1 protein-coding gene and 1 tRNA gene are annotated in these 739 nt (G+C 72.7%); both read left to right on the top strand.

Translation table 11 applies throughout. From position 1 onward, the window contains the following. A partial coding sequence (locus E1284_RS40990; protein WP_131945480.1) for a histidine phosphatase family protein occupies positions 1–485 on the top strand: 485 nt, incomplete at its 5' end. Positions 486–563: 78 nt separating this feature from the next. Further along, a tRNA-Ala gene (locus tag E1284_RS40985) sits at positions 564–636 on the top strand. Positions 637–739 lie beyond the last annotated feature (103 nt).

The raw sequence follows: 739 nt of genomic DNA, 5'->3' as shown, positions 1-739 counted from the left end.
CCGCCCTGCTCGCCTCCCCCCTCCGCCGCGCCGCCGACACCGCGCAGGCGCTCGCCGACATCACCGGGCTCGACGTCCGCTACGACAAGGACCTCATCGAACGCGACGGCGGCGCATGGGAGGGCCTCACCTCACGCGAGATCCGCGAACGCTACCCCGCCGAGCACGCCGCCTGGCAGCCGCCCGGCGGCGAGACCAGCGCCCAGGTCGCCAAGCGCGTCGGCGCCGCCCTCGAACGCGCCCTCGACGAACTCCCGCCCGACGGCCAGCTCGTCGTCGCCTCGCACGGTGCCGCCCTGCGCCTCGGCATGTCCCACCTCCTCGGCCTCCCCGAAGAGACCTGGGAACGCCTCGGCGGCCTGTCCAACTGCTGCTGGTCCGTCATCACCGAGATGCGCGACGGCGGCTGGCGCCTCGCCGAGCACAACGCCGGCACCCTCCCCGAACCCGTCCTCAGCGACGACCGCCCCGACGCCGGCACCTGACCCGCAAACGATTCGAGACCACGCCCCGCCGTCCTATACACTGGCGGGGCGCTGCGGGATGAACGTCCACGCGGCGGCGGGGCTATGGCGCAGTTGGTAGCGCGCCTCCATGGCATGGAGGAGGTCTGGGGTTCGAATCCCCATAGCTCCACGAACGAGTTGGGAGTGGTGTGGTCGGAGCGTTCGCTCCTTCCCCGCCACTCCTTCGTTGTGTTGACCCGGGGGGCGACCCCCGGACCCCCGATGTGGGGGGC

It is taken from the genome of Actinomadura bangladeshensis, assembly GCF_004348335.1.
Lineage (GTDB): Bacteria > Actinomycetota > Actinomycetes > Streptosporangiales > Streptosporangiaceae > Spirillospora > Spirillospora bangladeshensis.
Note: the sequence above shows the minus strand (reverse complement) of the source record. Positions and strands in the feature narration are given on the sequence as shown.